General features: G+C 47.5%; 22 protein-coding genes. 12 read left to right on the plus strand and 10 right to left on the minus strand.

Going from position 1 to position 25,930, the window contains the following annotated elements; genetic code table 11:
* Window positions 1-107: 107 nt before the first annotated feature.
* The gene (metK, locus tag C510_RS0111370) at window positions 108-1,400 is read right to left on the minus strand and encodes a methionine adenosyltransferase (RefSeq protein WP_018711465.1); all 1,293 of its coding nucleotides are present in this window, start codon (window positions 1,398-1,400) and stop codon (window positions 108-110) included.
* A gap of 249 nt (window positions 1,401-1,649) precedes the next feature.
* Between metK and C510_RS17175 the strand changes: the two genes are divergently transcribed.
* On the plus strand, window positions 1,650-1,802 hold the full coding sequence (locus C510_RS17175) for a hypothetical protein (RefSeq protein ID WP_169336144.1): 153 nt from the start codon (window positions 1,650-1,652) through the stop codon (window positions 1,800-1,802).
* 123 nt (window positions 1,803-1,925) lie between these two features.
* Here C510_RS17175 and C510_RS0111380 read toward each other — a convergent pair whose 3' ends face one another.
* The 7 genes from C510_RS0111380 to C510_RS16490 all read right to left on the minus strand — a co-directional run bounded on the left by C510_RS0111380 (window position 1,926) and on the right by C510_RS16490 (window position 15,296).
* Window positions 1,926-3,707 (minus strand): alpha-1,3-galactosidase-related protein, encoded by a 1,782-nt coding sequence (locus C510_RS0111380; protein WP_018711467.1) that lies wholly within the window; start codon window positions 3,705-3,707, stop codon window positions 1,926-1,928.
* 202 nt (window positions 3,708-3,909) lie between these two features.
* Window positions 3,910-4,806: a YitT family protein gene (locus C510_RS0111385; protein ID WP_018711469.1), complete on the minus strand. Its 897-nt coding sequence runs from the start codon at window positions 4,804-4,806 to the stop codon at window positions 3,910-3,912.
* 10 nt (window positions 4,807-4,816) lie between these two features.
* Entirely contained in the window at window positions 4,817-7,651 is a 2,835-nt protein-coding gene (gene leuS, locus C510_RS0111390) for a leucine--tRNA ligase (protein ID WP_018711470.1), read from the minus strand.
* Window positions 7,652-8,736: 1,085 nt separating this feature from the next.
* Window positions 8,737-11,970 (minus strand): S41 family peptidase, encoded by a 3,234-nt coding sequence (locus C510_RS0111405; RefSeq protein ID WP_025892614.1) that lies wholly within the window; start codon window positions 11,968-11,970, stop codon window positions 8,737-8,739.
* A 229-nt stretch (window positions 11,971-12,199) separates the two neighbouring features.
* Complete coding sequence (locus C510_RS0111410) at window positions 12,200-13,168, minus strand: FimB/Mfa2 family fimbrial subunit (protein WP_018711474.1); 969 nt, start codon at window positions 13,166-13,168, stop codon at window positions 12,200-12,202.
* Between the two features lie 156 nt (window positions 13,169-13,324).
* A complete protein-coding gene (locus tag C510_RS0111415) occupies window positions 13,325-14,821 on the minus strand; it encodes a butyryl-CoA:acetate CoA transferase (protein WP_018711475.1) in 1,497 nt (498 codons plus the stop codon).
* A gap of 88 nt (window positions 14,822-14,909) precedes the next feature.
* Complete coding sequence (locus tag C510_RS16490; RefSeq protein ID WP_018711476.1) at window positions 14,910-15,296, minus strand: hypothetical protein; 387 nt, start codon at window positions 15,294-15,296, stop codon at window positions 14,910-14,912.
* Between the two features lie 123 nt (window positions 15,297-15,419).
* Between C510_RS16490 and miaB the strand changes: the two genes are divergently transcribed.
* On the plus strand, window positions 15,420-16,805 hold the full coding sequence (gene miaB, locus C510_RS0111425; protein WP_018711477.1) for a tRNA (N6-isopentenyl adenosine(37)-C2)-methylthiotransferase MiaB: 1,386 nt from the start codon (window positions 15,420-15,422) through the stop codon (window positions 16,803-16,805).
* A 105-nt stretch (window positions 16,806-16,910) separates the two neighbouring features.
* Here miaB and C510_RS0111430 read toward each other — a convergent pair whose 3' ends face one another.
* Window positions 16,911-17,114: a PspC domain-containing protein gene (locus C510_RS0111430; protein ID WP_026320203.1), complete on the minus strand. Its 204-nt coding sequence runs from the start codon at window positions 17,112-17,114 to the stop codon at window positions 16,911-16,913.
* A gap of 127 nt (window positions 17,115-17,241) precedes the next feature.
* Between C510_RS0111430 and C510_RS0111435 the strand changes: the two genes are divergently transcribed.
* From C510_RS0111435 to C510_RS0111480, 10 genes are all read left to right on the plus strand, one after another.
* Window positions 17,242-18,144, plus strand: a complete 903-nt coding sequence (locus C510_RS0111435; RefSeq protein ID WP_026320204.1) for a class I SAM-dependent methyltransferase — start codon at window positions 17,242-17,244, stop codon at window positions 18,142-18,144.
* Window positions 18,141-19,010: a cell division protein FtsX gene (locus C510_RS0111440; RefSeq protein ID WP_018711480.1), complete on the plus strand. Its 870-nt coding sequence runs from the start codon at window positions 18,141-18,143 to the stop codon at window positions 19,008-19,010. Before C510_RS0111435 ends, C510_RS0111440 begins: the two co-directional genes overlap by 4 nt.
* 22 nt (window positions 19,011-19,032) lie before the next feature.
* Window positions 19,033-19,332 (plus strand): DUF3098 domain-containing protein, encoded by a 300-nt coding sequence (locus tag C510_RS16495; protein WP_018711481.1) that lies wholly within the window; start codon window positions 19,033-19,035, stop codon window positions 19,330-19,332.
* Window positions 19,329-20,132, plus strand: coding sequence for an undecaprenyl-diphosphate phosphatase (locus C510_RS0111450; protein ID WP_018711482.1), 804 nt, complete (start codon window positions 19,329-19,331; stop codon window positions 20,130-20,132). The genes C510_RS16495 and C510_RS0111450 overlap by 4 nt, the downstream gene beginning before the upstream one ends.
* Before the next feature lie 10 nt (window positions 20,133-20,142).
* Window positions 20,143-20,847: a tRNA pseudouridine(55) synthase TruB gene (truB, locus tag C510_RS0111455; protein WP_018711483.1), complete on the plus strand. Its 705-nt coding sequence runs from the start codon at window positions 20,143-20,145 to the stop codon at window positions 20,845-20,847.
* A 17-nt stretch (window positions 20,848-20,864) separates the two neighbouring features.
* On the plus strand, window positions 20,865-21,920 hold the full coding sequence (queA, locus tag C510_RS0111460; RefSeq protein ID WP_018711484.1) for a tRNA preQ1(34) S-adenosylmethionine ribosyltransferase-isomerase QueA: 1,056 nt from the start codon (window positions 20,865-20,867) through the stop codon (window positions 21,918-21,920).
* A gap of 13 nt (window positions 21,921-21,933) precedes the next feature.
* The gene (gene folK, locus C510_RS0111465) at window positions 21,934-22,413 is read left to right on the plus strand and encodes a 2-amino-4-hydroxy-6-hydroxymethyldihydropteridine diphosphokinase (protein ID WP_018711485.1); all 480 of its coding nucleotides are present in this window, start codon (window positions 21,934-21,936) and stop codon (window positions 22,411-22,413) included.
* Window positions 22,414-22,581: 168 nt separating this feature from the next.
* Entirely contained in the window at window positions 22,582-23,031 is a 450-nt protein-coding gene (locus C510_RS0111470) for a radical SAM-associated putative lipoprotein (protein ID WP_025892609.1), read from the plus strand.
* Entirely contained in the window at window positions 23,028-24,128 is a 1,101-nt protein-coding gene (locus C510_RS0111475) for a TIGR04133 family radical SAM/SPASM protein (protein ID WP_018711487.1), read from the plus strand. Before C510_RS0111470 ends, C510_RS0111475 begins: the two co-directional genes overlap by 4 nt.
* Window positions 24,129-24,218: 90 nt before the next feature.
* Complete coding sequence (locus C510_RS0111480; protein ID WP_018711488.1) at window positions 24,219-24,797, plus strand: non-canonical purine NTP diphosphatase; 579 nt, start codon at window positions 24,219-24,221, stop codon at window positions 24,795-24,797.
* A gap of 99 nt (window positions 24,798-24,896) precedes the next feature.
* Here the strand turns inward: C510_RS0111480 and C510_RS0111485 are convergent, their stop codons facing one another.
* Entirely contained in the window at window positions 24,897-25,808 is a 912-nt protein-coding gene (locus C510_RS0111485) for a ketopantoate reductase family protein (RefSeq protein WP_018711489.1), read from the minus strand.
* Window positions 25,809-25,930 lie beyond the last annotated feature (122 nt).

A 25,930-nucleotide genomic window follows, 5' to 3' on the forward strand; every position in this document is an offset into this window, starting at 1 on the left:
TACGGATTAAAAAACGGAAGTTTCATCAACCTGCGTACACCGGAAAAAAGAAGCGTGCCACCCGTCACGTTCGATGGGTGGCACGCTGATATTTTTAATACGGGCAATTAGAGTCCGAAGGCTTCTTTCACTTTGTCTACATAGTCCAGTTTCTCCCAAGTGAAGAGTTCCACTTCGACAGTCTTGTTGCCTTCATACAGCGATTCGAAGTGTTTCTTTACTACTTGAGGTTCACGTCCCATGTGTCCGTAAGCGGCTGTTTCACTGTAAATCGGGTTACGCAGTTTCAAACGTTCCTCGATGGCGCGTGGACGCATGTCGAAGATTTCGTCCACTTTCTTGGCGATTTCACCGTCGCTCATAGCTACGTTGCTGCGTCCATACGTATTGACGTAGATATTGATAGGACGTGCTACACCGATGGCGTAAGAAACCTGTACCAGTACTTCGTCGGCTACGCCGGCAGCCACCAGGTTCTTGGCGATGTGACGGGCAGCGTATGCGGCGCTACGGTCTACTTTGCTTGGGTCTTTGCCTGAGAAAGCACCTCCACCGTGTGCACCGGCACCTCCGTAGGTATCAACGATGATTTTACGTCCGGTCAGACCTGTATCTCCGTGCGGACCGCCGATGACGAATTTACCGGTCGGATTGACGAAATACTTGATCTGGTCGTTGAACAGTTTCAGGACTTCCGGGTTATGGATACCGGCTACTACACGCGGCATCAGGATTTCGATGACATCCTTGCGGATTTGTGCCAGCATGGCTTCATCGGCTTTGTCCTGAGCTTCTTTCGTATCGTTTTCCGGCTGGATGAATTCATCGTGCTGGGTAGATACTACGATTGTATCGATACGTACCGGACGGCGGTTGTCATCGTATTCGATGGTAACCTGACTCTTGGAATCCGGACGCAGGTAAGTCATTACCTTGCCTTCGCGACGGATGTCTGCCAGTACCATCAGCAGCTTGTGTGCCAGGTCGAGTGACAGCGGCATGTAGTTTTCGGTTTCGTTGGTAGCGTAACCGAACATCATTCCCTGGTCGCCTGCACCCTGGTTCATCGGGTCTTCGCGTTCTACACCGCGGTTGATGTCAGGGCTCTGTTCGTGGATGGCCGAGAATACGCCGCAGGAATTACCTTCGAACATGTATTCGCTTTTGGTATAGCCGATTTTATTGATAACCTCACGTGCTACACGTTGCAGGTCAATGTACGCTTTGGTTTTCACTTCTCCTGCCAGTACTACCTGTCCGGTAGTTACCAATGTTTCGCAAGCTACTTTCGAACTGGGGTCGTAAGCCAACAGTTTGTCAAGCACAGCGTCGGAAATCTGATCCGCCACTTTGTCGGGGTGTCCTTCTGACACCGATTCGGATGTGAATAAGTATCCCATAATCTTTTTAAATTAAAATAAATTGGTTGTTGTATCCGTGTACGGACAAGAGTAGGAGGGTGTTCTCAAGGAATCAATCTGTGTTTTAGCATTTTTTTCCGTGGTTGCAAGCTACTCAAATCTTTCCACTTATTTTTTCGGCTGCAAAGATAAGCATAAAGATTGGAATAATTACAGATTCGCTCATATTTTAACAAAGCTTTCCATCCTTTCGGCTCCTTTAAGTTCGATGAGGACCGCGATGTGCAGGTGAAATTTGTCAAAGGAGAGGTGACGGCGGAGCAACCTGTTACAGCCCGTTATATTAAGGTGGAAGTAAAAGGTATCGGTCTTTGTCCTACCTGGCATTACGGCGTGGGCTATCCGGCCTGGTTCTTTATGGACGAAGTGAATGTATATTGATTAGAAGTTAGGCTATAGGAATTCATAAAAGAAAAGGGGCATATTCTTCTCGTACCTGGGAAGGATATGACCCTTTTCCTATATCCTATAATTAATTAAGCGGATATATTCGGCTGATTCAGGTTACTCGTCTATTTCTACCCGGTTTACCCGTTCCAGCAAGAAGCGGTTGTGGTTCCAGTGGAACGGCGGATAATCTGTATTGGTCCGGATGATGTTTTGTTTGAACACCAGTCCGTCTACCGATTTGGCATAAAGAATCGGTGCATCGAAGGTGTCGAATTCATTGTCTACAATCTGTATCGCTCCCGGTTTTCCTCCGTGGAAATACGTTGTCTGTCCGTCAAGGTCAGGAATTTCCGGATAAATGGAGATGACCGCATTGGTAAACTGGAACAGGTTGGTCAAGGCATTGACGAATTTGTTCTTGCGGATGAGTACATCACGGCAGGCACCGGTTTCGAACCAGCCGTTGCAGTCACCGCAGAGCAGGATGGCGGTTCCTGAGGTATGGTCGAACAGGTTTTCTTCTACTACTGTACGTTTCGGAGTACTGAAGAGCGAGCCTCGTGCACGGTTGTGGCGGACGGTGTTGTGGGCAAAATAGACTTCGGGCGTCCAGGTCAGGTTCTCTATCCCGTAAGAGGCTTCGGGAGTCATGGAAGGCGAGAGCTCTTCCTTGAATGTAATGACGAATTCCCTGGCCCCTGTTATCTGTGGCTTGTCGTGCGGGTGTATTTCGGCAATGGTATAGACTTCTTTTTCCATATCCATGGTTTTGGTCCGGATGAATTTCACACTGTCGCCGGCAAAGCCCCAATCGAATCCCCAGGCCTGGTCGTGCATGTAGCGTCCGCGTACGGTATGGTTGTCTATCCGTTCCAGAATCTTCAGGTAGGTACCGTGCACGTTGATGGCATCGTCCATCATGTTTTCATACAGACCGTTGACGGACGTGATTTTTCCCTTGCACTGTGAGAAGTGGGTTGCGTCGGCCTGGGTGGTGAAATAACGCGGGTCATCCTTTCCTTTCAGGCAAACATTGAAACCGTCCAGCGTGATGTCTTCACAGAGCTGTGCCAGCAGTCCCATTCCTTCGGCATAATGTACGGTTACGTTTTTCAGGGTAGTCTGTGTGTTATGAGATAAAAAGATACCGGGAGTAGGGCGTTCCCAGGTGCGCAGGGCCATGACAGTGCCCGGAGCGAGGCGTTTGTCTTTCCAGCGGGGAGCCCGGAGAAGTCCCGGCTCGATTTCGGTGACGCCTTTGGTCGGTACACCGATGTCGCTGGTGTTGTAGCATACCCGTCTGGTTTCTTTCTCGAAGGCGATACCTGCGCTTTGGCGGAGTGCCCAACCTTCACCGTAGGTCTCGAACAGCGAATCTTGGGTAATGCGGTAGTTCACCCACGGAGCTACCCGGAAAGTAATCCCTTGTTCCGGGTCGTTGCTGACAATCTCTGCTTGGGCTATTTGTGGGTTGGCATGGTCGATGCTGAAATCTTTTAAGGTGCAGTTGCTGCTGTGCGTCAGAGCCAGTGGCAGCATGCGACCGTGGAAAATGAACTGGGCACCGTTTCCTTCGAGTGTCAGAGAATGAAACTCATCGAGTGCCAGTCCGATGGATTTGGAGGCTACCTGGTCATGGTTGGAAACATAGTATTCGCGGATGGCCGCCCCTTTGGGATGAAAATGATAGGTACCCGGCTGGAAACGAAGTACGATGCTATCGTTCCCGGAGTTTTGTTCCCGGATTTTCTGGAGGGCTTTTTCCATTTTTCCGGAAAGGTTTGTCTTTTTGCCGGGGATGATTCCGAAGTCGGACATTTCATACACGTGGGTCTGGCTCCAGGCGAACAGGCAGCCGAACAGCCATAAGAATGGCAGAAGGATGTTGCGTTTCATAGATAATGTTTTTCAGTTTCGGGCCGAAGATACGAATTTTTGAAGATACCCCTATCATTGTATTCAGGAAAAAAGGGGATACATGCGGCTTCCTGTTTGATTGTCGGATATGGGAAAATTTTATCATGCGATACAATAAGAAAAGAGGTTGTAGAGAACCACACATCCTCTGCAACCTCTTTTTCGATAAACAGTAAGCTTGTTATTTCACTTTCAGTTTATCAAAGCCTTCGCCATATACACCGACTACGTTGCTCTGTGAGATGAACGCATCCGGGTCAATATCCTTCACCAGACGGAAAATGTCCAATGATTCACTCTTCTTAGCCAATACCACAACGACTTTGATGTCCTTCTTGCTGTACCAGCCCTGACCGTCGAGCAAGGTAACTCCCCGGTTTACCCGGGTAGAGATTCCTTCGGCTATTTCATTGTGATGTTTCGAGAAAATCAGGAACTGTACCGACTGTCGGGTACTGTTGATGACATAATCTATCACGATACTCATGATAAAGAGTACACAGAAGCCGAACAACACGCGCCGCCAGTCGTGGAAAATGAAATAACAGGAAGAAATGATGACAATATCGCAATACATCATCATCCGTCCCAGCGTCACATCCTTGTATTTGTTTATAATCCAGGCAATGATATCCGTTCCACCAGTACTTCCGTTATTGCAGAAGACAATGCCAATACCGAACCCTAACAGACCAGCTCCGATTACACAAGCCATAAAGTCCTGTCCCGGTCCTAAAAGCTGAGGCAGATTACCGTCTTCATCTTTCAATATCGTCTGGAACAACCAAAGCAGAAAAGTCAACATGAAAATAGCATAAACAGTCTTCACACTGAACTTAGGTCCCAGTATCTTCAAAGCAAACCCCATGAAGATGGCATTGATAATGAAATAGGACACCTGGATTTCTATCCCGGTAACGTAATAAATGATAGCAGCGATACCCGTCACACCTCCCGTCGTAATCTGATAAGGGAGCATAAAAGCCGCCCATCCGATGGAATAACAGATCAGACCGAAAGTGATGGCCAGGTAGTCTCTCGACTCCCGGCCTAATTTTCTTTTCATCAATAATTCCATCTTGTCCGGTTTAAAGAACGATGTTCACGATCTTCTTCGGAACGATGATTACCTTCTTCGGAGTCTTTCCGTCAATCCATTTCTGAGACTGCTCTTCGCTCATGACGGCTGCCTGAATCGTATCGTTATCGGCATCTGCCGGGAATTCCATGGTGAAACGTGCCTTTCCGTTGAACGAGATGGTATATTTCACGGTATCTTCCTTCAGGTAGTCTTCGTTATAGGCCGGCCACAGGGCATCGCATACAGTGGTGGTATGTCCGAGGGCTTCCCACAACTCTTCGGCCAAGTGTGGAGCAAACGGTGCAAGCAATACCACCAGATCGCTCAATACAGCCTTATTGCGGCATTTCAGGGCAGTCAGTTCGTTTACACAAATCATGAAAGCACTGATAGAAGTATTGTAAGAGAAGACTTCAATGTCACCGCTTACCTTCTTGATAAGCTTATGGATGGATTTCAATTCTTCTTTGGTCGGTTCTGCTTCCTGTGGCAGGAATTCTCCGGTACGGCCGTAGAACAGGTTCCACAGTTTCTTCAGGAAACGGTGAACACCGTCGATACCGTTGGTATCCCAAGGCTTGGACTGTTCAACCGGTCCTAGGAACATTTCGTACATACGCAGGGTATCGGCACCGTATTTCTCTACAATCATATCCGGGTTGACTACGTTGTACATAGACTTACTCATCTTTTCAACAGCCCATCCACAGATGTATTTGCCGTCTTCCAGGATGAACTCAGCGTCGTTGTATTCCGGACGCCAGTTCTTGAAGGCTTCTATATCCAATACATCGTTCGATACGATATTGACATCCACATGCAGCGGAGTCACGTCGTACTGGTCTTTCAAGCCCAGAGAAACGAAGGTATTGGTATCCTTGATACGGTATACAAAGTTACTGCGACCCTGAATCATACCCTGGTTCACCAGTTTCTGGAACGGTTCTTCCTTGATGCTTACTCCTAGGTCGAACAGGAACTTGTTCCAGAAACGGGAATAAATCAAGTGACCGGTAGCATGTTCGGTACCACCTACGTAAAGGTCAACGTTCTGCCAATAATGGTCAGCCTTTTCAGAAACCAGCGCCTTGTCGTTATGCGGATCCATGTAACGCAGGTAATAAGCCGAAGAACCGGCAAATCCCGGCATGGTATTCAGTTCGAGCGGGAATACTGTTACGTTATCAATCTTGGCATTTTCTACCACTTCGCCTTTTTCTACATCCCAGGCCCATTTGGTAGCGTGTCCCAATGGAGGTTCGCCGGTTTCTGTCGGCAGGAACTTGGCTACTTCCGGGAGCTGCAGAGGCAACTTGCTTTCGTCAATCATGTAAGGCATGCCGTCCTTGTAATAAACCGGGAACGGTTCGCCCCAGTAACGCTGGCGGGAGAAGATGGCATCACGCAGACGGTAGTTCACTTTCACACGTCCCAGGTGGTGTTCCTTCACGTATTTCTTGGTAGCAGCAATGGCTTCCTTGATGGTCAGTCCGTTCAGGTTCAGGTCGCAATACGGAGTGACACCTGCTTTCGGTGAATTGCAGACAATGCCTTCCTTGGCATCGAAACTTTCTTCGCTGACATCGCAACCTTCTACTAACGGAATAATCGGCAGATTGAAATGTTTGGCAAACGCATAGTCACGGCTATCGTGAGCAGGAACCGCCATGATGGCACCGGTTCCATATCCGGCCAATACATAATCACTGATCCATACCGGAACAGCATCACCCGTAAACGGATTGATGGCATACGAACCGCTGAACACACCGGTTACCCGACGGTCGGAAATACGTTCGCGCTCGGTACGTTTCTTTGTACGGTCCAGATAAGCTTCAACTTCCGCTTTCTGGGCTTCGGTGGTCAGCTGTGGAACCAGTTCGCTTTCCGGAGCCAGCACCATGAAAGTCACACCGAACATGGTATCGGCACGGGTCGTAAAGATGGTAAATTCCAAATCGCTGTCCTTCACCTTGAAACGAACTTCAGTACCTTCTGAACGACCAATCCAGTTACGCTGGGTTTCTTTCAACGAGTCGGTCCAGTCGATGACATCCAGTCCGTCCAACAGACGTTTGGCATACGCAGACACACGCAGACACCACTGACGCATCTTCTGCTGTACCACCGGATAACCGCCACGCTCAGAAACTCCGTCCACTACTTCATCGTTGGCCAATACCGTTCCCAGTTGCGGACACCAGTTCACCATGGTTTCGCCCAGATAGGCAATACGGTAATTCATCAGCGTTGCCTGTTTTTCCTTTTCGCTCTTGGCATTCCACTCATCGGCGGTAAATGTCAGTTCTTCGCTGCAAGCTACATCCAATCCTTCTGTACCGTTGGTTTCGAACGCCTTTACCAGTTCTTCGATAGGACGGGCCTTCTGTTCCTGGTTGCAGTAATAGCTGCCGAACATCTTCTGGAACGCCCACTGTGTCCAGTGGTAATAACCCGGTTCGCAAGTACGGACTTCACGGTCCCAGTCGAAGCTGAAACCGATCTTATCCAACTGCTGACGGTAGCGGTTGATGTTGTTGACGGTAGTGATGGCCGGGTGCTGTCCGGTTTGGATCGCATATTGTTCGGCCGGCAATCCGTAGGCGTCATATCCCATCGGATTCAGTACATTGAATCCCTGCAGACGCTTGTAACGGGCATAGATATCGCTGGCAATGTATCCAAGCGGATGACCTACATGAAGTCCGGCTCCCGACGGATAAGGGAACATGTTCAATACATAGAACTTTTTCTTCGATTCGTCTTCAACAACTTTATAGGTCTTGTTGTCGACCCATTTCTGCTGCCATTTTTTCTCAATCTCTCTGAAATTATATTCCATAGTGAGGATAAATTATATTGTTTGATTTCTTCTGTACTTTTTCAAAAGATGTGCAAAGATAAGTAAAGTTAATAGCTTACTCCCTATTTATAAGGTGAAAAATGTAGAATCGGTAACAGACAAGTCCTCAATGCTCTGTCATCGGAGCCAAGAAACGAAAAAAATAAGGGAGCTGTACGCGATTTCACATCGCCTGCAGCTCCTTCAACTAAACTAAACTTAAAAGACAAATAATAATCTCTCTTTTTTGAAAACAGTCTACTCTCTAAAAAAACTAATTCCTTAAAAATGTATATTGGTATCAAACCATCTATAACCCTAATATGCTATCTAAATTCCTTTTGAAGAAGAGGGGGATAAAACAACTTAAATGTGAAAAACAAAGACATTCCCCCTCCTTCAAAAGAATTGAAAGAACTTCTCTTGCCGGAGACTGACAGGCAGAAACCGGAAAAGAGACTAAGTCAATATGACAAATCAAATTATAATCTTTCTCTGTTCAAAAACGATGGATCGTCCGCTGACAGACACACAATGATAAGAAGAACAGGCCGATTTCCCGCTCGTTTCGGACGACATGAAAGTTTTATAACCAGAGAAACAGTTATTATCCATGGGATGGAAAGGAACAGGTTTGCTTTGTCCGTTCCAACATACCGACAGGTTCCGCATCAGAAAATCCTGTGGACGCAACGATTCAAACGTCCATGAACGGCACAGCTGCTGATTCAACCGAACGCCTTCCGGATGCTGCTTCAGCACTTGTGAAGAGGATTCCTGACATACATCATTGGATGAACTGTCAGTTAAGCGAGTATACGAAACCTCTGTTTCTGGAAAAGCTCCAAAAACCTGTATTCCATTCCAGCCAAAAAGCCCGAATAAAATGACAACGAGTATTTTCGTAAACTGATTCATAGTAACTTGCTTTTGAAAACAAAACAACCTTAATTTTCATTTTGTTCAGTCTTCAAAGTCATAAAAACATTTTTTAACGAAAGAAGTGGTTCCCGAGAACGATATTCCACGGAAACCACTTCTTCAAAAGCAGTTAGCTATTTTCGGCTTTCAAGACCTCTTTCTTTTTACAAGCCCAAGTCCTTGAAAGTACGCGGTGCCGGTACTCCAGGCAGCGGCTGACGTTCCTTCAGCTGTTCCAAAGCCACCTCGATAGCCTTTTCCAACTGCTGGTCTATGCCGGCCTGTTCCTGAATCGGGTCATTGTCAAGCAAGATATCAGGGTCTACACCGTGATTCTCCACAATCCACTTGCCGGTCTTGGCATCGTAATTGGTAAAGAACGGTACACGGATATCCGTGCCGTCCATGTAAGGCAACGAGCCGCTGATACCAACGATTCCTCCCCATGTACGGGTACCGATAACCGTTCCTATCTGGTTCGCCTTAAAGCTCCAGGGGAACAAATCGCCGTCCGAAGCCGAATACTTGTTGATAAGCAGCACCTTCGGTCCGTATTGGGTAGCATCCGGAATGGTTCCGGTCATGGTAGAAGTACGGGACATGGTCATACGATACGGTTTACGGAGCAGACGTTCGATAATCATCGGCGAAATGTTACCTCCACCGTTGGCACGGTCATCGATAATCAAAGCTTCCTTGTCCAGCTGCGGATAGAAATAACGGGCAAACTCGTTCAATCCTTCAGGTCCCATATCCGGAATATAGATGTAACCTACCCGACCGTTTGTCGCTTCTTCCACACGTTTCAGGTTCTTCTGTACCCAGTTATAATGATACAACGGATATTCATCGGAAATCGGAGTAACGACTACTTTCCGTCCTCCGTCGGCAGCCTGCTTGTTGACAGTCAGTTCAGTCAATACCTCGGCTTTACCAACCAGTAACTTATAGATGTTGTCAACCGATGTGGTTGATACCCCGTCAATGGCGGTGATGTAATCTCCTTCATGGATATCCATTCCCGGTTCTGTGAGCGGAGAACGGAGTTTTTGGCTGTAAGGAGCTCCCGGAATAATCTTTTCGATGCGGTAATATCCGCTTTTGTCACGACTCAGTTCTGCTCCAAGCAAGCCCATGGAAACCCGTTTGATTTGCTTGTAATCCCCCGGATTGACATACGCATGTCCGCAAGCCAGTTCACCGATCATCTCACCGATGATGTAATTCAAGTCAAGCCGTGTCTTGGCGTATGGAACCAGGCATTCGTACTTGGCCTTGATGGTTTTCCAGTCTACACCGTGCATATTTTCCAGGTAGAAGCCGTCGCGGTAAGCCCGCCAGGCCTCATCGAAAATCTGTGCCCATTCCTGAGGATAGTCAATCGTCGCTACCATGTCACTCAAATCGACAGCATCGGTCAGTGTAGCCTTTGACTTCGGAAGCGCTGTTACATACAACGTATTTCCTTTCAGGAACAAGGCCTGGTCCGAACCTGGAGTCACATCCATGTAAGCCCCCTCGGCTACCAGTTCATCTTTCTGCTTGTCAAGGTCGTAAGCATGGGTTCCACCGTTCCCCCAATACCAGACAGTCTTTCCATCGGAATAGAAGTTTCTGTAGTTATTGGTTCCCAAAGGCAACTTGACGATGCGGGCCAACATGTCGTCCGTATCAATCCGGACAGTTACACCTTGCTGTGCCGGCTTTTCTTCCTGCTTCTTATCGGCCGGCTGTGCCTTTTCCGATGCATTTTCGCCTACCTTTTCATCCTTCGGCAAGAATGGAGACGGAGTAGACTTTTCAAGCATTACTAGGTAGATACCTCCCATGCGTGTATAGACATGGTTCCATTCCAGGCGACCGTAAATCGGGTTAAAATCTCTATCGGAAGAGAATATCAGATACTTTCCGTCTGTACTGAATACAGGTTCCGAAGAGTTATACCATTTTTCTGTCACCGGATATTCCTTACCTGTCTTCAGGTTATATACATAAACCACAGACATCTGATTGGCTGCCGGTTTTGTATAGGTGAGCCATTGGCTGTCGGGCGAATAAGAAACATCATAAAACTCGCTTTCCGGATTCCGCAGGATTTCTTTCTTTGTCTTCGAAGCGACATCTACTGTAACCACCCGGTTCTTACGGTCGGTATAGAGAATGGATTTGCTGTCGGGACTCCACTGGATACTCCGGATATAAGTATCATTGTTTTTAGTCAGCTGAATCGGCTCACCCCCTTCGGCAGCCTCCAACCAGACTTCCGTTTCACCGGTACGGTCGGAAATGTAAGCGATATACTTACCGTCGGGTGCCCATTCCGCTTCCCGTTCATGCGCTCCCGGTGTGCGGGTGATGTTCCGGGTTACCCCTTTCTGGACAGGTACATCGAAGACTTCTCCACGGGCTGTTACAACCACACGTTTGCCGTCGGCCGAAAGACTGGCAGCCGTCAGGTCATCGCTCACGTGTTTCTGCTCGCTGCGTGCATCTACATTGTCACTGTTCAAGGTTATGGATATCTTTTCCGATTTCCGGGTTTTCGGGTCCAGCTTATACAGATAGCCGCCTTGCTCGTACACAATGGTTGTACCGTCTGTGCTGGGGAATTTCACATCGTAATCGGTATAGTTGGTTACCTTTTCTGTTGTCCCCGTTTTCGTATTGTATACGAAGAGATTCATGGTCATATCCCGGTCTGAAGCGAAAAAGATTTCATCGCCTATCCACATCGGGAAGATGTCCTGTGCCACATTATTGGTGATGTTCGTTACCTTTTTAGCCTGTGGGTCATAAATCCAGATATCATCCGCCATACCTCCCCGGTAATACTTCCAATTGCGGAATTCACGGAATACACGGTTATAGGCCAGTTTCTTACCATCCGGTGAATAGCAGCAGAATCCGCCTTCCGGCAAAGGAAGAGCTTCCGCCATTCCTCCATCTTTCGAAATACTCCACAATTTCCCTTCGAACCCGTCACCGATACGGTTACGGTACACAATCTGTTTACCGTCACGTGTCCAGGTCATAGCCACATTGTTCGGCCCCATACGGTCTCCCAAATCATCACGGCTGTTTGTCGAAGTATATGTCAACCGCTTCGGTTCTCCTCCTTCGGCAGGTATCAGATAAACTTCCGTATTTCCGTCATACTGCCCCGTAAAAGCGATAGACTTTCCATCCGGTGAGAAACGAGGAAAAATTTCATACCCTATGTGCGAAGTCAGGCGCTGAGCCTCTCCTCCACTCAACGGTGCCTTATACAAATCACCGGCATACGTAAACACGACATCTGTTCCATTGGTTGCCGGAAAGCGAAGCAAACGGGTCTCGTCAGCTTGTACGACCGAGAATACACCTGCCGCCAAGCCCAAACACACTAATTCCTTTTTCATAATAACATTTATCAACCATTTTATCCTTTACAGCACCCATCCGTCGAATAAAAAAGAGGTTATTCGCCGCAATGTGCGCCATTCTCTCCGACAAAGGTAATAATAAGAAAGGAAGAACCTATAAAAATCAGCGGGTTTCTATGTCTTACCATAGAAACCCGCAACCTTTTTTAACACCAAAAACATATACCTACACGATGAAAACTTCTGAGAGCATAAGAAACAATCCTTAGTTTACAATCGGAAAGTCAATCGATTCATTTTCTTCCTTCCAGTCTGTAATGGAATAAGTACCTGAATTTTCATTCACCAGAATCTCTCCAATCATGATATTCAATGTAAGCATTGTATTGGCCGACAAGGTAGCGGACAGATTCTTCGACAATTTACGTACCGTTCCATCTTTCAAGGTAATGAACAGTTCAAGCAACGGATTCGGTCCGGAAGGGAATAACATGACGGTGGGATTACTCATGCTGGTACTGTCGGCAGAATATTCCAGATCAAACTTTACCGTCTTCGTCATGTTGCTAGGTTCAGCCGTATAAAAATTCAATTTTTCGGCAATACTTCCGATACGTGCCTGTATACCGGTAATGTTCGGGCTGAATGTTTTACCTTGCTGCATCTGCGCAATAATCTTCAGACCGGCGCCTACATGCGACAGGGTAGCTTGTATATCCTCTTCGCCTATCTGCACAGTCTTCATGGCATATACCAAATCATATACCGGCATGTAGGTACTGTCCTGATTGGCCCGCAAGCTGAAATACAAATCCGATACATTCGCTCCAACAGTCATCCCCGGACTTTTTACAGCAGGCTGGTTATAAATAGGCTCGTCGTATTTGGGAGTTCCCCAATACACCATGTTATAGGTATTGATAGGTAAACTGATATTGCGATTGTTGTTTCCGAAATCTTGTCCGTTCACGATGGTATAGTACCCATTGAAAGGGGTCAGTTTGCCATTGACATAGTTACCGAAGTAGGTGGTCTGGTTCTGGTTACAGGGATAGACCTCCAGAATACCTGTAAAAGATTTCTGAGCAAACTGATCGGCCACCCGAATATTGATACTAGGAGTTACCAGCGATCTGGCATCGACCTGTGTAGGAGCATTAACATCTTCGTGGTCATCATTACATGCTGAAACAAGTGCCAGAAGGCCCAGGACCCCAAATAAAATTTTCTTCATAATTCCATTGATTTATAATTGGTTATATCTATATAACAAGAAACGGAATTATTTGTTTAGAAAAAAGAGGAATTCATCATATCCATATAAAAAAAAGTGCTGTCCATGAGAATTTTTCCCCAAACAGCACCCATATCGTTCAAATATATCCGATACTTAGCGGATAAATTTGGCCCAATCAATCAATCGCATATCACCTTCCTTCAAAAATACTTCATGCATTGCTAATGCAGCTGACAGACAATGTGAAGTCTGTCCTTTGGTAGCAAATCTCAGATAATCCCACAAAATCTGTTTATAATCCGGATGTGCACAGTTCTCGATAATTACTTTAGCCCGTTCCATCGGACTCTTTCCACGTAAATCGGCAATACCTTGTTCGGTAATGATGATATTGACGGAATGTTCACTATGATCCTGATGAGAAACCATCGGTACAATGGAACTGATACAACCTCCTTTTGCCGTAGAAGGACAGGAGAAAATAGAAATATAGGCACTCCGGGTGAAATCTCCGGAACCGCCGATACCGTTCATCATCTTCGTACCGCAGATATGAGTTGAATTCACATTACCATAAATATCCGCTTCGATTGCCGTATTCATGGAAATGACTCCGATACGTCGTACCACTTCCGGACAATTGGAGATTTCCGACGGACGCAATACCAGTTTGTTGATAAAGAAATCCATATTCTCATAAATATCCTGCAAGCAGTCGTTTGTGACAGACAGGGAACAGGTACTTCCGAATTTGATGCGGCCTTCCTTGATCAACTTGATGACCGAATTCTGGATAACTTCCGTATACATTTCGAACGGAGGAATGCTGGAGTCCTTACCCAAAGCGCTCAGCACGGCATTGGCAATGTTGCCTACCCCTGACTGCAAAGGCAGGAAAGTAGAAGGGATTGTACCTTTCCGCATATCATTGGCCAGGAAAGCAGCCACATTGTGTCCGATTTGTTCCGTAACAGCATCGGGTTCGCTGAAACCACGGGCTTCGTCCGGCATATTCGTTTCTACGATACCGATGATTTTCGACGGATCCACTTGAATGTAAGGCAAACCGATACGGTCGCTCGGACGCTCAATCATAAGCGGACGACGGTAAGGCGGACGCTCCATCTCATACAGGTCGTGGATACCGATGATGCGTTTGCTGTGTGCCGCATTCAGTTCAACGATTACCTTATCGGCCAGACGGGCAACGGTAGGAGAAATACCGACACCGGAGGTCAGGTAAATCCGTCCGTCGTCAGTAATTTCACAAGCTTCTATAATCGCTACATTTACATGTCCCAGAAAACCGGAGCGCAGACGTTGAGCCACCTGCGACAGATGAATATCGGTATAACGGATTTCGCCTTTATTGACTGCTTTACGGAAATCTGTGTTTGTGGTATATGGAGCTCTGAAAGACATTGCATGAGCACGGGTCAATGCACCGTCGCAGGAATCGCCGGTAGATGCCCCTGTAATGATACCGACCTGAAAGTGTTCACCACGTGCGTGTTTTTCTTCCGCCAGCTGCGCCAAAGCAGATGTAACAGCTTTCGGACTTCCGGCCGGTGTAAAACCGCTCAAACCTATAATATCTCCATCTTTTATCAGATTGGCAGCTTCAACTGCCGAAATATAAGGGAAACTCATAACAATATGTGTTTAACGAATGGGTTAGTATTAGTTATTTTATTAAATATCTCTCTAAAAAGGTTACTTCTGACAGACCGGCATCCGGTTAATCGTATTTCCGGTTGAAAATTTCCGAATACAGGAAAGCTCTGCGTGCATCCTCCCGATTCCGGAAACGGATACTTTCTCCGGAAACTTCTGTTATGGAAGGAACCACCGTAGAGGCCTTCTTTTCGGGGTCAGAAACAGGATGTACTGATTTTCGTTTTCGGGTAGCGTCATGAAAGGAAGTTGGACGAATCACTGTCGGCTCCTTAACCGGAATTACAGTCTCCGACACCTTTTCCACCTTATTTTCTTCTCCGACGTCCAGAGCCGGACGTACCGGACGCTTCTTTCGAGGCCTCTTGTCTTGTGTCTGATTTACAGACACTTTCCGGTAGAGAAGTAATCCCATAGCGACTATAAAAGCCAAAATCTCAATTACATCCATAAGGTCTTGTGTTAAGGTTATGTCAAATATACGAATAAATTTTATATATCCTACCGATTTGATGGAAGTTAACCCAAAAACTGGTATCTTTGCAGCCGAAAACCGTTTAACAAACTTTCATTTATGACAAAAGAAGCTACAGGAGCAGACTTTAAATCTGCAACTGAACATGAGAACAAGAAGCTGTTCATTGAAACATACGGATGCCAGATGAACGTAGCCGACAGTGAAGTAATTGCATCCATCATGCAGATGGCAGGATATACTCCGTGCGAAACGTTGGAAGAGGCCGACGCGGTATTCATGAATACCTGTTCCATCCGCGACAACGCCGAACAGAAAATCCTGAACCGGCTGGAGTTTTTCCATTCCTTGCGTAAGAAACGTAAAAACCTGATTGTCGGTGTACTGGGATGTATGGCCGAACGGGTGAAGAACGACCTGATTGAAAACCATCATGTCGATTTGGTGGCAGGTCCCGATGCGTACCTGACCTTGCCGGAGCTTATCGCCTCGGTAGAAGCCGGTGAAAAAGCCATCAACGTAGAACTTTCCACGACTGAGACTTACCGTGATGTCATTCCTTCGCGCATCTGCGGTAACCACATCTCCGGATTCGTTTCCATCATGCGGGGTTGCAACAACTTCTGTCACTACTGTATTGTTCCCTATACCCGCGGGCGTGAACGTAGCCGCGATGTAGAGAGTATCCTGAACGAAGTACGCGACCTCCAACAGAAAGGTTACAAGGAAGTAACTTTATTGGGACAGAATGTCAATTCTTACCGTTTCGAAAAGGACGGTACTGTGGTCACCTTCCCGATGTTGCTGCGCACAGTAGCTGAAGCTGTACCCGATATGCGTGTCCGTTTCACGACTTCCCATCCGAAAGATATGAGTGACGAAACCCTACATGTCATTGCCGAAATACCGAACGTATGTAAGCACATCCATCTGCCGGTACAAAGTGGAAGTTCACGCATCCTGAAACTGATGAATCGGAAATACACCCGTGAATGGTATCTGGAACGGGTAGAAACCATCCGCCGCATCATTCCAGATTGTGGACTGAGTACCGACATCTTCTCCGGCTTCCACAGTGAAACGGAAGAAGACCACCAGCTGTCACTTTCATTGATGCGTATCTGCGCCTACGACTCAGCTTTCATGTTTAAATACTCGGAACGACCGGGTACTTATGCATCCAAGCACTTGCCGGATGACATTCCGGAAGAGGTAAAAATCCGCCGATTGAACGAATTGATAGAATTACAGAACCAGCTTTCGGCTGAAAGCAATGCCAAAGATGTAGGAAAAACATTCGAAGTTCTGGTGGAAGGCGTTTCAAAACGTTCGAAAGACCAACTGTTCGGCCGTACGGAACAGAACAAGGTTGTCGTGTTCGACCGGAATAACCACCGGATAGGCGACCGTGTAAATGTACGCATCACCGAATCCAGTTCCGCTACTCTTAAAGGTATTGAAGTAACTGACGAACCAGCCGGGTAACCTCACATAACTATCCGTATAAGACATATAATCCCCTTACCGGAGCCTTCTGAGAAGAAACCGATAAGGGGATTTTTTCGTTTCATCTATCAAAAAAGAAACTGATTAACCTTCACCTCTACGCCGTTCCGGCATAATTACCCACAGAATCAGATAGACAATACCACCTGAAAAAGCGGTAAAGAAAGTAGCCAGCACATACAGGATACGCACCAGCGTTACATCCCAACCGAAATAATCGGCTATACCGGAACAGACTCCCGCAATCATTCGGTTATTCGAGCGGGTCAATTGCTTTTTTTCCATCATTCATTGTATTAGGTAGAAAGCAAAGGTAGGAAAAACTTTGAAAATATCTCCATACTCTTAAAAACTTTTAAAGAAAGTCTGTTGATAATCATTTTATTTGTTATTTTGCAAGAAATTAGGGAATAAAGTGAACATACTACATATAGATACATGCCCGCTTTGTGGGAAAAGTCATTTTGTCAAAGAAATGACGTGTACAGACCATTATGCGACGGGAGAAAGTTTCGATTTGTACCGTTGTCAGGACTGTGGATTCCTGTTTACCCAGGGAGTTCCTACCGAGGCGGAAATAGGCCGTTACTACGAAAGCCCCGATTACATTTCGCACAGTGATACGAACAAGGGACTGATGAACCGCATCTATCACTGGGTGCGTCGGTATATGCTCGGACGGAAAGCACGGCTCATCCGGCATAGCAGCCGGTTGAACAAAGGCGCTTTACTCGACATCGGTACCGGTACCGGATACTTCAGCCATTTCATGCAGCAGAAAGGATGGACCGTATCAGCCATTGAAAAGAGTCCTCAGGCGCGTGAGTTCGCCCGCGAACATTTTGCGCTGGACGTCAAGGCTCCGGAAGAACTGGCCGGGCTTTCCGATGCTTCGTTTGATGTCGTTACCTTGTGGCACGTCATGGAACATCTGGAGCATTTGAACGAGACATGGGAAATTCTGCACCGTATTCTGAAAGAACGGGGAATATTAATTATAGCCGTTCCCAACCCTACTTCATACGATGCACAGAAATACCGGGAAATGTGGGGCGCCTACGATGTTCCCCGCCATTTGTGGCATTTCTCTCCCTCTATCCTCCAGCAGTTCGGGGCCAAACACGGGTTCATCCTGGCGGAACAGCACCCCATGCCGTTCGATGCCTTCTATGTATCCATTCTGAGCGAGAAATACAGAAAGAGCGGGATGCCTTTCCTGAAAGGAATGCTCAGCGGAACGCGTGCCTGGTTTGCATCGGCAGCCAACAAAGAACGTAGCAGTTCGATGATTTATGTATTTAGAAAGAAACAAGTATGAAAAGGAAATCACGTTCTTTTTTCAATATGCAATTCATCACAGCCAGTATCAGTACCATGCTGGTACTTCTGCTGTTGGGGCTGGTAGTCTTCTTCGTGCTGACTGCCAACAATCTGTCTGTATATGTACGCGAAAACATCGCCGTATCGGTCCAACTCAGTGATGATATGCCGGAAAGAGACATCCTGCAGTATCAGAAACGGCTGAACGAGGCACCGTATGTCAAGGAAACCACGTATATTTCCAAGGTTCAGGCTCTCCGCGAACAGACGGAAGCGATGGGTACCGACCCGGCCGAATTCATCGGACACAATCCCTTCAATGCTTCCATCGAAATCAAGTTGAATTCGGCATACGCCAATTCAGACAGCATCCAGTGGATACAGGATGAACTGCTCAGCAACAAGAATATCCTGGAAGTGAATTATCCCCAGGAACTGATGGATTCCGTCAACCGGAATCTTCGGAAAATCAGCCTGGTGTTATTGGGATTGGCCGGACTGCTGACGCTGATATCCTTCGCACTCATCAACAACACTATCCGGCTGACCATTTACTCCAAACGCTTCCTGATACACACCATGAAACTGGTAGGAGCGAGCTGGTCGTTCATCCGACGTCCGTTCCTGTGGCAGAACATCTGGATAGGTATCTTTGCAGCCATCCTGGCAGATGCATTGCTGACCGGCATGAGCTATTTCCTCATCCGTTATGAGCCGGACCTGCTGACAGTCATTACCCCTACCGTTGTCCTGATTATGGATGGTGCGGTATTCATTTTCGGAGTTATCATCACGACCTTGTGCGCATGGATTTCCATCAACAAATTCCTGCGTATGAAAGCCGGTGAGCTTTATTACATGTAAAAACATCTAACAAACAACTATTATGGATAGAAAAAGCTTTGCTTTCGACAAGAAAAACTTTATCCTTTTAGGGATAGGTATGGTTATCATTATCATCGGCTTTCTGCTGATGTCAGGCCCCGGTTCCACCGAAACAGCCTTTGAGCCCGATATTTTCAGTGCGAGACGAATCAAAATAGCCCCGGCTGTATGTTTCTTCGGATTCATCTTCATGATTTATGGTATCCTACGCAAACCAACAGACTCCCCATCCGACCAAACAGATAATTCTACAGATATTACAGAAAACATCATTAACAAAAAAATTAAAGAATTGCAATGAGCTGGTTTGAAGCATTAGTATTGGGTATTCTGCAGGGACTGACGGAATACCTTCCTGTGAGTAGTAGCGGCCACCTGACCATCGGGTCGGCTTTATTCGGTATTGAAGGAGAAGACAACCTGACATTTACCATCGTAGTACATGTAGCTACCGTTTTGAGTACACTGGTCATTCTTTGGAAAGAAATCGACTGGATTTTCCGTGGACTCTTCAAATTCCAGATGAACGCCGAAACCAAATACGTAATCAACATTATCATCTCCATGATTCCAATCGGAATCGTAGGAGTATTCTTTAAAGATACGGTAGAAGAGATTTTCGAATCCGGCCTGCTGATAGTAGGTATCATGCTGCTGGTTACCGCAGTCCTGCTGACTTTCTCCTATTATGCCAAACCGCGTATCAAAGAGAAAATCAGCCTGAAGGATGCTTTCATCATCGGTATCGCCCAGGCATGTGCTGTCATGCCGGGACTTTCACGTTCAGGCACTACCATTGCCACCGGTCTGATGCTGGGCGACAAGAAAGAGAAACTGGCACAGTTCTCATTTCTGATGGTCATTCCTCCCATCTTGGGAGAAGCTTTGCTGGACGGCATGAAAATCATCGAAGGAGCCTCAGAAAGTGGTGCGGAAGTATCACTGACCGCATTGATAGTCGGCTTCTTAGGAGCCTTCATATCCGGATGCATCGCCTGCAAATGGATGATCAATATTGTCAAGAAAGGGAAACTGGTCTATTTCGGTATCTACTGTGCCATTGTCGGAGTAGCTACCATCATCTATAGCCTGATAGGATAAACTGTAACTCATGAATTTTAAGGAAGGAGAGATTTTGTATTTCGACAAGCCGTTACGATGGACATCGTTCGCGGTTGTCAACAAGATAAGATACCACATCAGCCGCAAGCTGGGAGTCAAGAAAATAAAGGTAGGACATGCCGGCACCCTCGATCCGCTGGCTACCGGCGTGATGATTATCTGCACCGGAAAAGCCACCAAACGGATTGAGGAATTCCAGTACCACACCAAGGAGTACATCGCTACCCTCCAGTTGGGAGCCACTACTCCCTCATACGATTTGGAAAAGGAAATCGACGCGACCTACCCTACCGAACACATCACCCGTGAACTGGTAGAGGAGACATTGAAACGGTTTGTAGGAACCATTGAACAAGTCCCCCCGGCTTTCTCGGCCTGCAAGATAGACGGAAAACGGGCATACGATCTGGCACGAAAAGGCGACGACGTACCTCTGAAGGCCAAGACACTGGTCATCGACGAAATCGAACTGTTGGACTATAACCTGCCGGAAATCCGAATACGGGTAGTCTGCAGCAAAGGAACCTATATCCGTGCCCTGGCACGCGACATCGGCGAAGCATTGGACAGCGGAGCCCACCTGACCGGTCTTATCCGTACCCGTGTAGGCGAGGTAAAGCTGGAAAACTGCATGAAGGTAGAAGATTTCGAAGCCTGGCTGGATAAACAAGAAATTGAAGTTACTAACGAATAAGGAAAGAAAGGAAGAAGATGAAACTGTCACAATTCAAATTCAAATTGCCGGAAGAAAAGATTGCCCTTTATCCGGCCAAGTACAGAGATGAGTCTCGTCTGATGGTCGTTCATAAAGACAGCGGCCAGTTGGAACACGTCGTATTCAAGGATATCCTGAATTATTTCGACGACAAGGATGTGTTTATCTTTAACGATACCAAAGTATTTCCTGCCCGCCTGTACGGAAACAAGGAAAAGACCGGTGCCCGCATCGAAGTATTCCTGCTCCGCGAGCTGAACGAAGAACTCCGCCTGTGGGATGTTCTGGTAGACCCGGCACGTAAAATCCGTATCGGCAACAAACTCTACTTCGGCGACGACGATTCAATGGTGGCCGAAGTCATCGACAATACCACTTCAAGAGGCCGAACACTGCGTTTCCTCTACGACGGACCGCACGATGAATTCAAGAAAGCCCTGTATGCTTTAGGCCAGCCGCCACTGCCTCCGTTCATCCACCGCGCTGCCGAACCGGAAGACGAAGAACGTTTCCAGACCATCTTCGCCAAGAACGAAGGAGCCGTTACCGTACCGGCAGCCGGACTGCATTTCAGCCGGGAACTGATGAAACGCATGGAAATCAAGGGTATTGATTTTGCCTTCATCACCATGCACGCCGGACTGGGTAATTTCCGTGACATCGATGTAGAAGACCTGACCAAACACAAGATGGATTCCGAACAGATGTTTGTCAATGCGGAAGCCTGCCGTATCGTAAACGAAGCCAAAGACCGCGGTAACCGGGTCTGCGCAGTAGGTACCACTGTAATGCGTACCATCGAAACGGCTGTTGGTACCGACGGACACCTGAAGGAATATGAAGGCTGGACCAACAAATTCATCTTCCCTCCGTACGACTTCTCGGTAGCCAATGCCATGGTCAGCAACTTCCACATGCCGCTTTCTACTATGCTGATGCTGGTATGCTCTTACGGAGGTTACGAGCTGATTATGGATGCCTACAATGTAGCATTGAAGGAGGGTTACCGCTTTGGAACATACGGCGATGCCATGCTGATTCTGGATAAGTAACGAAAGGAGTATCATGGCAAACGTATACCTGGGCCTGGGAACCAACCTGGGCAATAAGACCGAAAATTTACGTACTGCTGTCGATAAAATCAACGAGAAGATAGGGGAGGTTACTTCCCTATCTTCTTTTTTTGAAACAGCCCCCTGGGGCTTCCAGTCCGACAACAGTTTCCTGAACGCGGCTCTTTGCGTACGGACTTCGCTTTCTCCGCAAGAAGTATTATCCCTCACGCAAGACATCGAACGCAGTCTGGGACGGCTTCATAAGTCTGTAAACAGAATCTACAGCGACCGTATCATCGACATAGACCTGCTGCTTTACGACGACCTGGTGCTGTCCGACGACAATCTGGTCCTTCCTCATCCACTGATGGCCGAACGAAGTTTTGTATTGCTTCCGTTGGCAGAAATCGCAGCCGGTGTGATACATCCGCTGCTGCACCGGACCATCGGCCAACTCGCCTCAGAGCTTTCTACGCAACAGACAAAGTAGTCCTGCCAGACACGGACGAAATTCTGAAAAACGATTGTTTGTGTTATTTGAAACATCTGCATGTTTGCAGCAAAATATGGATTCGTTTGGACAAAAAATGTTCTTTTCTATGCAGTAAATCGGTCAAGAATGTGTTTCTTAAATAGAAACCTTTAAAATAGTAATGTTATGAAAAGAAGTTCAAAGTGGTTGAAAGTTTTCAACGGTCTCCTGTCTTCTGTATTGGCTTTGTTGGGATATTCCTGTAATGTGTTGGGAGAGACGCCTGATGAATACGGTACGCCTTATGCCAGGTATGAAGTAAAAGGAAAGGTGACAGACAAGGAAAGTCAGGCTGCGGTAGAAGGTGCCCGAGTCATCGTAAAGCCTTTGGATTACGAAACCGGAATAGCCTCTCCGTATAACAATGACACGGTTTATACGGACAAGGACGGCAATTATCTTTATCAGAAAGAGGGGGGTGGATTGGAACGTTTACGTGTGGTATGCGAAGACCCGTCGGATACTTACAAGGCTGATTCTACCCAGGTAAGTATGAATCCTAAGGGCGGTGACGGTTGGTATCAGGGGAGTGACAGCCAGATTGTCGATTTTGAACTGGATAAGAAGGAGCCATGAAAACACCGGTAGAACGGCTTTCCCTACGCAAGCGGCTGGCGCTGGAGGTGTTCCGTAAGATGCGTGAAAATCAGAAGGCCATGCATCCGTTGAGGCAGCTTTTCTGGGAGTGTACGCAGCGGTGTAATGTCCGTTGCAAGCATTGCGGCAGTGACTGTAAAAGTACGACAACTGTTCCTGATATGCCTGCGGCAGATTTTCTGCGTGTAATAGACAGCATTACTCCACATGTAAATCCACACGAGGTGAATATTGTCATTACGGGAGGTGAACCGTTGGTACGCGAGGATTTGGAAGAGGTAGGGCTGGCACTGTATCAGCGTGGTTATCCGTGGGGGATGGTGACCAATGGCCTTTATCTGAGCGCTTCCCGCCTGCAAAGCTTGCTGGAAGCCGGATTGCATTCCATGACCGTCAGTCTGGACGGTTTTGCCGACGACCATAACTGGCTGCGGGGAAATCCTCAAAGTCATGAACGGGCGATGAATGCCATCCGGCTGATGGCCCGTGAATCGGAACTGACATGGGATGTCGTGACTTGTGTGAACCGGCGGAATTATCCGTATCTGGAACAACTGAAAGGCGCGCTTTATGAGGCAGGTGTCCGTCATTGGCGGTTGTTTACCATTTTCCCGGTAGGTAGGGCTGCCCGGTATCCGGAATTCCAGTTGGATGATAAGGATTTCAGGGGGCTTATGGAGTTCATCAGACGTACCCGTCAGGAAGGGAAGGTGATGGCCGGTTACGGATGCGAAGGTTTTCTGGGCAGCTATGAGGCCGAAGTACGTGACAGCTTCTATATCTGCAATGCGGGAATCAGTGTGGCTTCGGTGTTGGCCGACGGCTCCATTTCGGCTTGTCCGAGCATCCGTGCGGATTATTCCCAGGGGAATATCTACCGGGACGATTTTATGGAGGTGTGGGAACATCGGTTCCAACCTTTCCGCGACCGTGCCTGGATGAAGAAAGGAGCTTGTGCCTCGTGTGCATTCTTCCGTTATTGCGAAGGAAACGGCATGCATCTGCACGATGCCAACGGCGATTTGTTGTTCTGTCATTTGGAACGTCTGAAAGGGGCTTTTGCCTGTGAACCGTAACCGGAGAATATCTGTCCGGATAAGTTTGACCTTCAGGATTTATTTCTTTATTTTTGTGCGTTCGATTGTAACGGAAAACACTACAGATTTATGAAGAAATTAGTTTTTGCGACCAACAATGCCCATAAGCTGGAGGAAATCCGGGCGATTCTGGGCGATAAAGTGGAAATCCTGAGTCTGAATGACATTCATTGTCATGCCGATATTCCTGAAACGGCCGATACGCTGGAAGGCAATGCCGCCTTGAAGGCTGCCTATATCTACGAGCATTACGGTCTGGATTGCTTTGCCGACGATACCGGTCTGGAGGTGGAAGCCCTGAACGGCGCTCCGGGTATTTATTCGGCCCGCTATGCCGGAGGTGAAGGACACGATTCGGAAGCCAACATGAAGAAGCTGCTGCGTGAGATGGAAGGGAAAGAGAACCGTCGGGCGCAGTTCCGTACCGCTATCTGTCTGATAGAAGGAGGCAAGGAGACCTTGTTCGAAGGTATTGTGAAAGGAGAGATTATCCGTGAGAAACGGGGAGGCTCCGGTTTCGGTTACGACCCGGTCTTCGTTCCCGAAGGCTATACCGAAACATTCGCCGAGATGGGTAGCGAGGAAAAGAATAAAATCAGCCACCGTGCCCGTGCCGTACAGCAGCTTTGCGCGTACTTGAACAAGTAATTCGCTGCTTATAACAAAACATGCTCGCGTCTGATTAAAAACGCGAGCATGTTTTGTTTGAAACGTCCGTTCCTTCTAAAGGAAGACGCCCGTTTGTTTTCAGGCGTTCCGGAATTTCTGAGCCACTTTGTAGTAAGTAGGCAGTGCTACTCCCAGCTTTTCTCCCAATTCAATCATATCGAACAGCAGGCCTTGTATCTCCGATTCATGGCCACGGGCGATGTCCTTCTGCATGGAAGCCGTGCTGTGCGGGTCCAGCTTATCGATAACTTTCAGGTTATAGGTTATCGGGTCTTCGGGGTAGGTGATACCGATTTTCCGGCCGATTTCAGCACTTTCGCGCGACAGTCCGACGAAGGTATCACGCACCTCACCTTCGTGCTGTACTTCGCCCATAGGAACGTCGTGGTAGGCTCCTGTACAAGCCATGGCCGAGATAAACGACCACTTGATGAAAGTATCGCGGTTGATATCGTCCGATACGTCCACCTTGATGCCGCAGGCACGCAGGTCTTCGGCTATCGCTTCCAGGCGCTCACGGGCTACTCCTTGTTCGGGACGGGCACCGAATACCAGGCGGAAGATGCTTCCCATCTGGCTGATTTCTCCCTCACCGGAAACGAATCCTACGATGTAGATACAGCCGTCCAATACAGTCACCTGAGGGACCAGACTGCCGATGCGCGGACCGGTTCCGTAGACATTCAGAATCGGAATGACCAGGGTAGAGGGTTTGGCTGCCTTGACGATGACTTCCGGAATAGAGCCGATGGAATATCCTTTCACACAGACAAAGATGACATCGGCCTTGCCGACATAGTCTTCGGTGGTATATGCCTTGACAGGCAAGTAATGTTCGCCTTTTAAATCTGATTTCAGGTGAAGTCCGTCGCGACGGATGGCTTCGAGGTGTTTACCGCGGGCAATACAGGTGACATCCCTTCCCGCCAATGACAGAAAACCGGCGATACAGCCTCCTACACCGCCTGTTCCAATGATGAGATAGTTCATACGTTTGTGTTTTTGGGGTTAACGGTAAACACAGAGAAACAAAGGCCGTTCTATCCTTGAAGGAAGATGTCATCCGTTTGTTTCCCTGTGTGTTATGAATGGCGGAAGGACACGGTTGAGGT

This window comes from Phocaeicola barnesiae DSM 18169 = JCM 13652 (genome assembly GCF_000374585.1).
GTDB classification, from domain to species: domain Bacteria; phylum Bacteroidota; class Bacteroidia; order Bacteroidales; family Bacteroidaceae; genus Phocaeicola; species Phocaeicola barnesiae.

What these genes read in the sequence shown, in the direction of transcription:
- metK (WP_018711465.1), bottom strand. Translation starts at nt 1,400, where the DNA reads ATGGGATACTTATTCACATCCGAATCGGTGTCAGAAGGACACCCCGAC.
- C510_RS0111380 (WP_018711467.1), bottom strand. Translation starts at nt 3,707, where the DNA reads ATGAAACGCAACATCCTTCTGCCATTCTTATGGCTGTTCGGCTGCCTG.
- C510_RS0111385 (WP_018711469.1), bottom strand. Translation starts at nt 4,806, where the DNA reads ATGGAATTATTGATGAAAAGAAAATTAGGCCGGGAGTCGAGAGACTAC.
- leuS (WP_018711470.1), bottom strand. Translation starts at nt 7,651, where the DNA reads ATGGAATATAATTTCAGAGAGATTGAGAAAAAATGGCAGCAGAAATGG.
- C510_RS0111405 (WP_025892614.1), bottom strand. Translation starts at nt 11,970, where the DNA reads ATGAAAAAGGAATTAGTGTGTTTGGGCTTGGCGGCAGGTGTATTCTCG.
- C510_RS0111410 (WP_018711474.1), bottom strand. Translation starts at nt 13,168, where the DNA reads ATGAAGAAAATTTTATTTGGGGTCCTGGGCCTTCTGGCACTTGTTTCA.
- C510_RS0111415 (WP_018711475.1), bottom strand. Translation starts at nt 14,821, where the DNA reads ATGAGTTTCCCTTATATTTCGGCAGTTGAAGCTGCCAATCTGATAAAA.
- C510_RS16490 (WP_018711476.1), bottom strand. Translation starts at nt 15,296, where the DNA reads ATGGATGTAATTGAGATTTTGGCTTTTATAGTCGCTATGGGATTACTT.
- miaB (WP_018711477.1), top strand. Translation starts at nt 15,420, where the DNA reads ATGACAAAAGAAGCTACAGGAGCAGACTTTAAATCTGCAACTGAACAT.
- C510_RS0111430 (WP_026320203.1), bottom strand. Translation starts at nt 17,114, where the DNA reads ATGATGGAAAAAAAGCAATTGACCCGCTCGAATAACCGAATGATTGCG.
- C510_RS0111440 (WP_018711480.1), top strand. Translation starts at nt 18,141, where the DNA reads ATGAAAAGGAAATCACGTTCTTTTTTCAATATGCAATTCATCACAGCC.
- C510_RS16495 (WP_018711481.1), top strand. Translation starts at nt 19,033, where the DNA reads ATGGATAGAAAAAGCTTTGCTTTCGACAAGAAAAACTTTATCCTTTTA.
- C510_RS0111450 (WP_018711482.1), top strand. Translation starts at nt 19,329, where the DNA reads ATGAGCTGGTTTGAAGCATTAGTATTGGGTATTCTGCAGGGACTGACG.
- truB (WP_018711483.1), top strand. Translation starts at nt 20,143, where the DNA reads ATGAATTTTAAGGAAGGAGAGATTTTGTATTTCGACAAGCCGTTACGA.
- queA (WP_018711484.1), top strand. Translation starts at nt 20,865, where the DNA reads ATGAAACTGTCACAATTCAAATTCAAATTGCCGGAAGAAAAGATTGCC.
- folK (WP_018711485.1), top strand. Translation starts at nt 21,934, where the DNA reads ATGGCAAACGTATACCTGGGCCTGGGAACCAACCTGGGCAATAAGACC.
- C510_RS0111470 (WP_025892609.1), top strand. Translation starts at nt 22,582, where the DNA reads ATGAAAAGAAGTTCAAAGTGGTTGAAAGTTTTCAACGGTCTCCTGTCT.
- C510_RS0111475 (WP_018711487.1), top strand. Translation starts at nt 23,028, where the DNA reads ATGAAAACACCGGTAGAACGGCTTTCCCTACGCAAGCGGCTGGCGCTG.
- C510_RS0111480 (WP_018711488.1), top strand. Translation starts at nt 24,219, where the DNA reads ATGAAGAAATTAGTTTTTGCGACCAACAATGCCCATAAGCTGGAGGAA.
- C510_RS0111485 (WP_018711489.1), bottom strand. Translation starts at nt 25,808, where the DNA reads ATGAACTATCTCATCATTGGAACAGGCGGTGTAGGAGGCTGTATCGCC.